The 7930-nt window shown below is 62.2% G+C and carries 8 protein-coding genes; 3 read left to right on the plus strand and 5 right to left on the minus strand.

The window, feature by feature from the left end; genetic code table 11:
* The 3 genes from Q0O19_RS05605 to Q0O19_RS05615 all read right to left on the minus strand — a co-directional run bounded on the left by Q0O19_RS05605 (position 1) and on the right by Q0O19_RS05615 (position 2320).
* On the minus strand, positions 1-1161 hold the full coding sequence (locus Q0O19_RS05605; RefSeq protein WP_295520816.1) for an acyl-CoA dehydrogenase family protein: 1161 nt from the start codon (positions 1159-1161) through the stop codon (positions 1-3).
* A gap of 37 nt (positions 1162-1198) precedes the next feature.
* Complete coding sequence (locus Q0O19_RS05610; protein ID WP_295520817.1) at positions 1199-2080, minus strand: MaoC family dehydratase N-terminal domain-containing protein; 882 nt, start codon at positions 2078-2080, stop codon at positions 1199-1201.
* A 75-nt stretch (positions 2081-2155) separates the two neighbouring features.
* Positions 2156-2320 carry a hypothetical protein gene (locus Q0O19_RS05615; protein WP_295520819.1) on the minus strand — a complete coding sequence of 55 codons (165 nt, stop codon included), beginning with the start codon at positions 2318-2320 and terminating at the stop codon, positions 2156-2158.
* Positions 2321-2432: 112 nt separating this feature from the next.
* Between Q0O19_RS05615 and dapD the strand changes: the two genes are divergently transcribed.
* Positions 2433-3410 (plus strand): 2,3,4,5-tetrahydropyridine-2,6-dicarboxylate N-succinyltransferase, encoded by a 978-nt coding sequence (dapD, locus tag Q0O19_RS05620; protein ID WP_295520821.1) that lies wholly within the window; start codon positions 2433-2435, stop codon positions 3408-3410.
* Positions 3411-3414: 4 nt separating this feature from the next.
* Positions 3415-3759, plus strand: a complete 345-nt coding sequence (locus tag Q0O19_RS05625) for a hypothetical protein (protein ID WP_295520822.1) — start codon at positions 3415-3417, stop codon at positions 3757-3759.
* A 43-nt stretch (positions 3760-3802) separates the two neighbouring features.
* Here the strand turns inward: Q0O19_RS05625 and Q0O19_RS05630 are convergent, their stop codons facing one another.
* Positions 3803-5923, minus strand: coding sequence for an acetoacetate--CoA ligase (locus Q0O19_RS05630; RefSeq protein WP_295520824.1), 2121 nt, complete (start codon positions 5921-5923; stop codon positions 3803-3805).
* A gap of 187 nt (positions 5924-6110) precedes the next feature.
* On the minus strand, positions 6111-6689 hold the full coding sequence (locus Q0O19_RS05635) for a cob(I)yrinic acid a,c-diamide adenosyltransferase (RefSeq protein ID WP_295520826.1): 579 nt from the start codon (positions 6687-6689) through the stop codon (positions 6111-6113).
* A gap of 198 nt (positions 6690-6887) precedes the next feature.
* Here Q0O19_RS05635 and Q0O19_RS05640 point away from each other — a divergent pair.
* Positions 6888-7930, plus strand: a 1043-nt coding sequence (locus Q0O19_RS05640) for an FAD-binding protein (protein WP_295520827.1), incomplete at its 3' end; no start/stop codon positions are given.

A 7930-nucleotide genomic window follows, 5' to 3' on the forward strand; every position in this document is an offset into this window, starting at 1 on the left:
TCAAAACGAGCGGGGCAAGCCGAGGATGTGCTCGGCCACGTAGCTGAAGATCATGTTGGTCGAGACCGGGGCCACTTGGTACAGACGGGTCTCGCGGAACTTGCGCTCGATGTCGTATTCACACGCGAAGCCAAAGCCGCCGTGCGTTTGCAGGCAGACGTTGGCCGCTTCCCAGCTGGCCTTGGCCGCCAGGTATTTGGCCATGTTGGCCTCGGCCCCGGCGTTTTGCATCGCGTCGATTTTTTCGCAGGCCTTCCAGCGCATCAGGTTGGCCGCTTCGAGTTCGATGAAGGCGTCGGCAATCGGGAACTGCACACCTTGGTTTTGGCCAATGGGGCGACCAAACACCACCCGGTCTTTGGCGTATTTGCTGGCGCGGTCGATGAACCAGTAACCGTCGCCGATGCACTCGGCCGCGATCAGCACGCGCTCGGCGTTCAGACCGTCGAGCAAGGTCTTGAAGCCCTTGCCTTCTTCGCCCAAAAGCGCGTCTTCGGGGATTTCCAGGTTGTCAAAAAACAGCTCGTTGGTCTCGTGGTTGACCATATTCAGGATCGGGCGCACCGTCAGGCCGTTGCCCATCGCTTTTTTCAGGTCGATCAAAAAGCACGACAGGCCTTCGGACTTGCGTCGGACTTGGTCCGCCGGTGTGGTGCGTGCCAGCAGGATCATCCAATCGCTGTGCTGGATGCGCGAGATCCAGACCTTCTGGCCATTGATGACCCAGCGGCCGTCTTTCTTGACGGCGGTGGTTTTGAGTTGGGTGGTGTCCGATCCGGTGGTGGGCTCGGTCACGCCCATGGACTGGATGCGCAACTCGCCTGCGGCGATCTTGGGCAAAAGGGTGTTTTTCTGTGCTTCAGAGCCGCTGCGCACGATGGAATTCATCACGTACATCTGGCCATGGCAGGCGCCGGAGTTGCCGCCCGAGCGGTTGATCTCTTCCATGATGACCGAGGCTTCGGCCATCGACAGCCCCGAGCCGCCGTATTGCTGCGGGATAAGGGCCGCCATCCAGCCGGCTTGGGTGAGCGCGTTGACAAAGGCTTCGGGGTAGCCGCGCGCTTCGTCGACCTTGCGGTGGTACTCGTCAGGGAACTGGGCGCACAGGTCGCGCACGGCGTCGCGGATGTCTTGGTACTGATCGGGTGAGGTGTGCATGGTTTTGTTTCGGTGAAAAGTATCAGGCCTGACAGCGTCAGGCCAAGGTGGCTTGGGCCTGCATGGTGAGCCAGCCTTCGTGGTCGCAGGCCCAAAGGTCAATGGTCTTGCCGTCGGCAGACGGTCGGCCATTCAGGTGCAAAGGGTTCAGGTCAAAGGTGGGTCGCACCGCGCGGAACTGGAACGAGGCCACGCGCGCATTTGGCACTTGCCGGCGAACCAGGTCCACCAGCAAAGTCGCGATCAAGGGGCCGTGCACGATGAGGCCAGGGTAGCCTTCTTCTTGCGTCACATAGCTGCGGTCGTAATGGATGCGATGGCCGTTGAAGGTCAGCGCCGAGTACCGGAAGAGCGACACGGGGTCGGGTACCCATTCGCGCTGCCAGGGGGCATCTTTTTCAGCCGCGGTGGGTGGCACTTCGGGTGCGTCCGGCACGGCGGCGGCGCGGTAAACGATGTCGTGCGTTTCGCTCAGGCACAGGCCCTGGGCGTTGTGGAAGGCATGCGCCACTTCGACAAACAGCAAGTCGCCGGTGCGGCCCGATTTGTGTTGGACCGACGCGATGCGCGAGTGCTTTTGCGCGGCATCGCCCACGCGCAGGGGGTTGTCGGTCTGCCACTGCAGGCGACCACCCGCCCACATGCGGCGCGGCAGTGGCACAGGCGGCAAAAAGCCCCCGCGCAAAGGGTGGCCGTCAGGCCCAATCTGGTTTTGCTGCGTCTGGGGCAAAAAGTACAGCCAATGCCACAGGGGTGGCACCTCGCTGCCTGCATTCTGGCTGGCGTCGTCGCGGTCCAGCAGGGCGCTTTGGCCGCGCAAGGGGGCCGCGCTGATCTCGTCGTCCAGGGTTTCGCTGCGGCCTTCCCAACTGCGCAGGTTCGTGATCTGTGCCGCATCCAGAGTTGTCGGTGTGTTCATGGCACTATCTTCGCCGAGTTCGGGCCGGGGCTGGTCTGTCTTTGTGAAAGGCCATCTTTGGCGGACCTGAAGGGCTCAGGCCTGGCCCGGTTTGGCGGTAGCCGCTGATGTGCCACTGGTGTAGACGATGGCCGCCACCACATCGCCCGGGCTGCGCAGGTCTTCGATGGCGAGGGCGGCATCCCCTGCATTGCACCCAGCCCCGAGCGCTTGTGCAATCGCTGCAAGCCTCAAAGGCATTGGCAGAAAGTGACATCCGACCTGGGCCAGGGGCTGGGTGTCACAGTCCAACGTGAGTCGGCACTCTCCCCGATAATCATGGCTTTCACGAATCCGCAGCGGAGAACAACACATGAGCTCACTCGTCACCACCGGCGCACGCGCCACCGGCCTGGCCACTTTGGCCGCCGACGGCACCGTTTTGGACACCTGGTTCCCGGCCCCCGAACTGGCCAGCGATGTGATCGCCAGCGGCAGCACCCGCCTTTCCGAAGCCGAAGCCGTCGCCGCCTTGGGCGCTGACGTGGCCAAAGCCCTCGCCGCCTGCGCTGTGCGCGGCACCACCGTGGTGGCCATGCGCACCGACATCAAAAGCCTGGCCGACGCGCCGGCCGACACGCACGACGCCTACTTGCGCCTGCACCTGCTGAGCCACCGCCTGGTTCAGCCGCACGGCGCCAACGTGACCGGCATCTTTGGCCTGCTGGCCAATGTGGCCTGGACCAATTTCGGCCCTTGTGCTGTGGCCGATGTGCCCGCCGCTCGCCTGAAGGCCCGCGCTGCAGGCCGCGTGCTCGAAGTCAAAGGCGTGGACAAGTTCCCGCAGATGACCGATTACGTGATCCCTTCCGGCGTGCGCATTGCCAACGCTGACCGCGTGCGCCTGGGCGCACACCTGGCCAGCGGCACCACCGTGATGCACGAGGGCTTTTGCAACTTCAACGCGGGCACCCTAGGGGCCAGCATGGTCGAAGGCCGCATCAGCGCAGGCGTGGTGGTGGACGACGCCAGCGACATCGGCGGCGGTGCCTCCATCATGGGCACACTGTCGGGTGGTGGCAAAGAAGTCATCAAAGTCGGCAAGCGCTGCTTGCTGGGCGCGAACGCCGGCATCGGCATCTCGCTGGGCGATGACTGCGTGGTCGAAGCCGGCTGCTACATCACTGGCGGCAGCCGCGTACAACTGCCTGACGGTAGCCTGATGAAAGCCAAAGAGCTGTCCGGCAAAAACGGCATTCTGTTCCGCCGCGACTCTCAGTCGGGCGCGCTGCACGCGATTCCACGCAACAAAAGCTGGGGCGAGTTAAACGCCGAGTTGCACAAGAACTGATGCCATGTTTCAAAGGCCATCCTTCAACTTTAAGCTGATCGCCCTGGGCACTTTGTTGTTGCCCTTGGTGATGGTGCTCATGCGCAAGCTGTGGCCAGAGATTGCGTGGGGTTTTCTCTTGTTGTTTGGCTTGCAGGTGCTGCTGCTGCTGGCGGCACTGCAGTTGGTGCTGACCAACATCTGGGCACCTGAACACCGTTGGAATTTGCCTAAGCCAACGCCCGATCCACAGCGCCGCATCTTTGCTCAAAAAAAGGATGTCATGGCCCGCCTGCGTGCCATGCTGTCTGGTATCAAAAGCGTTGTGCTGGCACCTTTGAGGCGTTTGTTCACGCGCAAATCGCTTTGACCAAGGGCGCTTAAAGCGCTCTGCACACGAACGAGCGAGCTGCTCACGCCCTGGCCAAATGCCGCTTGGCCAAGTCCACGTACCAGTCCAGACAACCCGGGTTGGCCATGGCGTCTCGGTTAACGACCTTTTCCAACGGCTGGCCAAGCATGAGTTTCTTGATGGGCAGCTCCTGCTTTTTGCCGGACAGGGTGCGTGGGATCTCGGCCACCTGGAAGATCTCATTCGGGATGAAGCGCGGGCTGAGCGCGACCTTGATGGCGTTGTTGAGTTTGGCCTTGAGCGCATCGTCCAAGGCGATGCCCGGACGCAGCACCACGAACAGCGGCATGTAACTCTCCTTGCCCAGGTACTCCAGGTCCACGACCATCGAGTCCATGACTTCGGGCAAGGCCTCGACGGCGCTGTAGAGCTCGCTGGTGCCCATGCGCAGGCCGTAGCGGTTGATGGTGGCATCGCTGCGGCCATAGATCACGCAGCCTTCACCCTGGCCCTTTGTCTCGGTGTTGCCATCGCCAATGCGCAGCCAGTCGCCGTGCCGCCAGACGCCGCCCATGCTGGCCGGGCCGTCGCCGCCGCCAGGTTGACGGCCGTGGCCTGCGGGGTACATCTCAAAATAGCTGGAGAGATAACGGGCGTTGTTCTGGTCGTTCCAAAAGTACAAGGGCATGGACGGGATGGGCTGGGTGCAAACCAGCTCGCCCACCTCACCGATGACCGGCTCACCCGCTTCGTTCCAGGCCTCGACGGCGCAGCCGAGCTCGCGGCATTGCATGACGCCGGGCTCTTGCGGCAGTTCGCGGTGACCGCCCAAAAAGGCCCCCGCAAAGTCGGTACCGCCCGAAATGTTGCACCACCAAATGTCGGCCCCGATCGCCTTGAATTGATCTGTGCCCCAGCTTTGGGTTTCGGGTGACAAGGGCGAACCGGTGGTGCCCAGGGCTCGGATGAGCGACAGGTCCCCACAACGCGAGATGTCCACCCCCGCTTTTTGGCAATTGGCAAAGAAAGCCGCACCCGCGCCAAAAAAGGTCACTTTTTCTTCTGCGGCCATGCGCCACAAAATGCCCCAATCGGGCTTGTCTTTGCTGCCGCCGGGGTTGCCGTCGTAGATCACACAGGTCACGCCGTTCAACAGGCCTGCCACTTGCGCATTCCACATGACCCAGCCGGTCGAGCTGTACCAATGGAAGCGCTCACCAAAGCTGTTGGGGTGGTAGCTGCAACCAATGTCGTTGTGCAATATCTTGTTGGCCAAGGCCACGATCACGGTACCGCCATGGCCGTGCACGATGGGTTTGGGCAAGCCAGTGGTGCCACTCGAGTAAACGATCCACAGTGGGTGGTCAAAAGGCAACCACAGGGGTTCAAAGGCTTGCACCTGGGCATCGTCACGCGCCGTGATCACGGACATCTGCGCGCTGGCCCCCACCTCGCAGTTGGTCAAATCCAGCGTGCCCAGGTTTTCGTGAATGACGACGTGTTGCACGCTGGGCAGCGCGTTTTGCAACTCTTGCACCACATCCATGCGGTCAAAGTCGCGCCCGCCATAGCTCACGCCATCCACGGCGATCAGCACCTTGGGCTCGATCTGCTTGAAACGGTCGAGCACCGCATTCGTGCCCATGTCGGGCGCGCATATGCTCCACACCCCGCCTAGGCTGACAGTCGCCAAAAACGCGACCATGGCCTCGGGGATGTTGGGCAGATACGCCGCCACCCGGTCCCCGGGCTGCACACCTTGCGCTTGCAGGTGCAGCGCCATGGCGGCCACTTGGCGGCGCAGCTCGGGCCAGCTCATCTCGCGGCGCAGGCCTTTTTCGTTGCGGCTGATGACCGCCAAAAACCCGGCCTCGTGCGCAGGCTGCACATGCCGCAGCACTTGGTGCGCGTAGTTGGTTTGGGCGCCCGGAAACCACTTGGCGCCCGGCATCACGTTGTTGGCGAGCACCGCGGTGTGCGGCGTGGGCGACTGGAAATCGAAGTAGTCCCAGATGCTTTGCCAAAACGCGTCCAGCTCGGTCACAGACCAACGCCACAGGTCGTTGTAGGTGGCAAAACTCAAGCCGCGCTCATCGCGCAACCAGTTTTGGTAGAGCCGAATTTGGGGCAAATAGGGGGCTGCGTCAGGGCCAGAAACAAAAGGGGTTGTGGCAGTGTTCATGAAGTGCAGCGTATCAGCGCCCGTGCACCGCTGTCACGCGCAACAACCCTGAAACATGCACCTAGGTGACAGTGCTGTGGCGGTTCAACCCGCCGTGGTTTCGCAGCGTCCTTGTCCGGTGGCCTGTCCCCGAAAATCGCTTTGCCATTGCCGTGTGCTCAGGTCGATCTGGATGCGCATGAATACCTCAAGCCACGGTCTTGGACGGGTCGTCTTGGCTCATGCGTTGGCTTTTCCAATACACGTCATCGCCGCCATTCAAACGGTTGAGCACACGGGCCAGAACGAACATCAAGTCAGACAAGCGGTTGAGGTATTGGCGCGGGGTCTCGTTGATGGCCTCTTCGTTGCCCAGCGCCACACACGCGCGCTCGGCCCGGCGGGCGACGGTGCGGCACACATGGGCCTGCGACGCGCCGCGTGTGCCCGCTGGCAAGATGAACTCTTTGAGCTTGGGCAGTTGGGCGTTGTATTTTTCGAGGGCCTCGTCCAGTGCGGCCACGGCCTCCACTTTCAGCAATTCAAACCCGGGGATCGACAACTCGCCGCCCAGATTGAACAACTGGTGCTGCACCTCGACCAGCAACTCGCGCACATCGGCGGGCATGTCTTCACACAGCAGCAAACCGATGTGGGAGTTCAGTTCATCCACCTCGCCCATGGCGTGCACGCGCAAACTGTTTTTGGACACGCGCTGGTTGTTGCCCAAGCCGGTGGTGCCGTTGTCGCCCGTACGGGTGGCGATTTGAGTGAGTCGGTTGCCCATGGTTTAGCTCTCTGTTGGTTCTCGCAAGCGTGCAAGGACTGGAAAATCACCCTCAAAGATGGGGCCCAGCTGTGTGGGTGGATTGTCCGCGAACTGGCTGCAACTTGTCTGACAGCGGACAGCAAGCCCGGGATTTGGGGCGTAAACTGCGCCATTGCATGTTGGACGGGCCCCGTCCGCCTTCACCGGAGACACCCCATGAACGCACCCACCCCCGCTGCCCACCTGGCCCCCGCAATCGCGCAACGCGCTGTGCCCGAAGCGTTTTTGATCGCCCTGAAAGCCCGCTTTGGCGCCAATTGCTCCACCGCGCTGGTGGTGCGTGAGCAGCATGGCCGCGACGAGTCGGCCTTCACCCATGTGCCGCCACCGGCTGCCGTGGTGTTTGCCGAAAACACCCAGGACGTGGCCGACGCGGTGAAGCTGTGCGCCGAACACAAAGTCCCGGTGATCCCGTTTGGCGTGGGCTCCTCGCTCGAAGGCCATTTGCTGGCCGTGCAAGGCGGCATCAGCATTGACCTCAATCGCATGAACCAGGTGTTGTCCATCAACGCCGAAGACCTCACGGTGACGGTGCAGCCGGGCGTGACGCGCAAGCAGTTGAATGAAGAAATCAAGTCCACCGGTTTGTTCTTCCCGATCGACCCGGGCGCAGACGCCACGATTGGCGGCATGAGCGCCACGCGCGCCAGCGGCACCAATGCCGTGCGCTACGGCACCATGCGTGAAAACGTGCTGGCCATGGAAGTGGTCACTGCTGCGGGCGAAGTCATCCGCACCGGCACCCGCGCCAAAAAATCCAGCGCTGGTTACGACCTGACCCGCCTGATGGTGGGCAGCGAAGGCACGCTGGGCGTGATCACCGAAGTCACGGTGCGCCTGTACCCCTTACCCGAGGCCATCTCGGCCGCCATTTGCTCCTTTCCCAGCATCGAAGCGGCAGTTCGTACCGTCATTCAGACCATTCAGCTGGGCGTGCCGATCGCACGGGTGGAATTGCTGGACCACAACAGCATTCGCATGGTGAACGCTTACGCCAAGCTGGGCCTGCGCGAAGAGCCCATGCTGCTGATGGAGTTCCACGGCTCACCGGCAGGCGTGAAAGAACAAGCCGAGACGGTGCAAGAGATCGCCAGCGAATTTGGTGGCAACGCCTTTGAATGGGCCACCACCCCCGAAGAGCGCACGCGGCTGTGGACAGCACGGCACAACGCCTACTTTGCCGCTGTGCAAAGCCGGCC

This window comes from Limnohabitans sp. Rim8, assembly GCF_945869175.1.
Taxonomy (GTDB): domain Bacteria; phylum Pseudomonadota; class Gammaproteobacteria; order Burkholderiales; family Burkholderiaceae_C; genus Limnohabitans_A.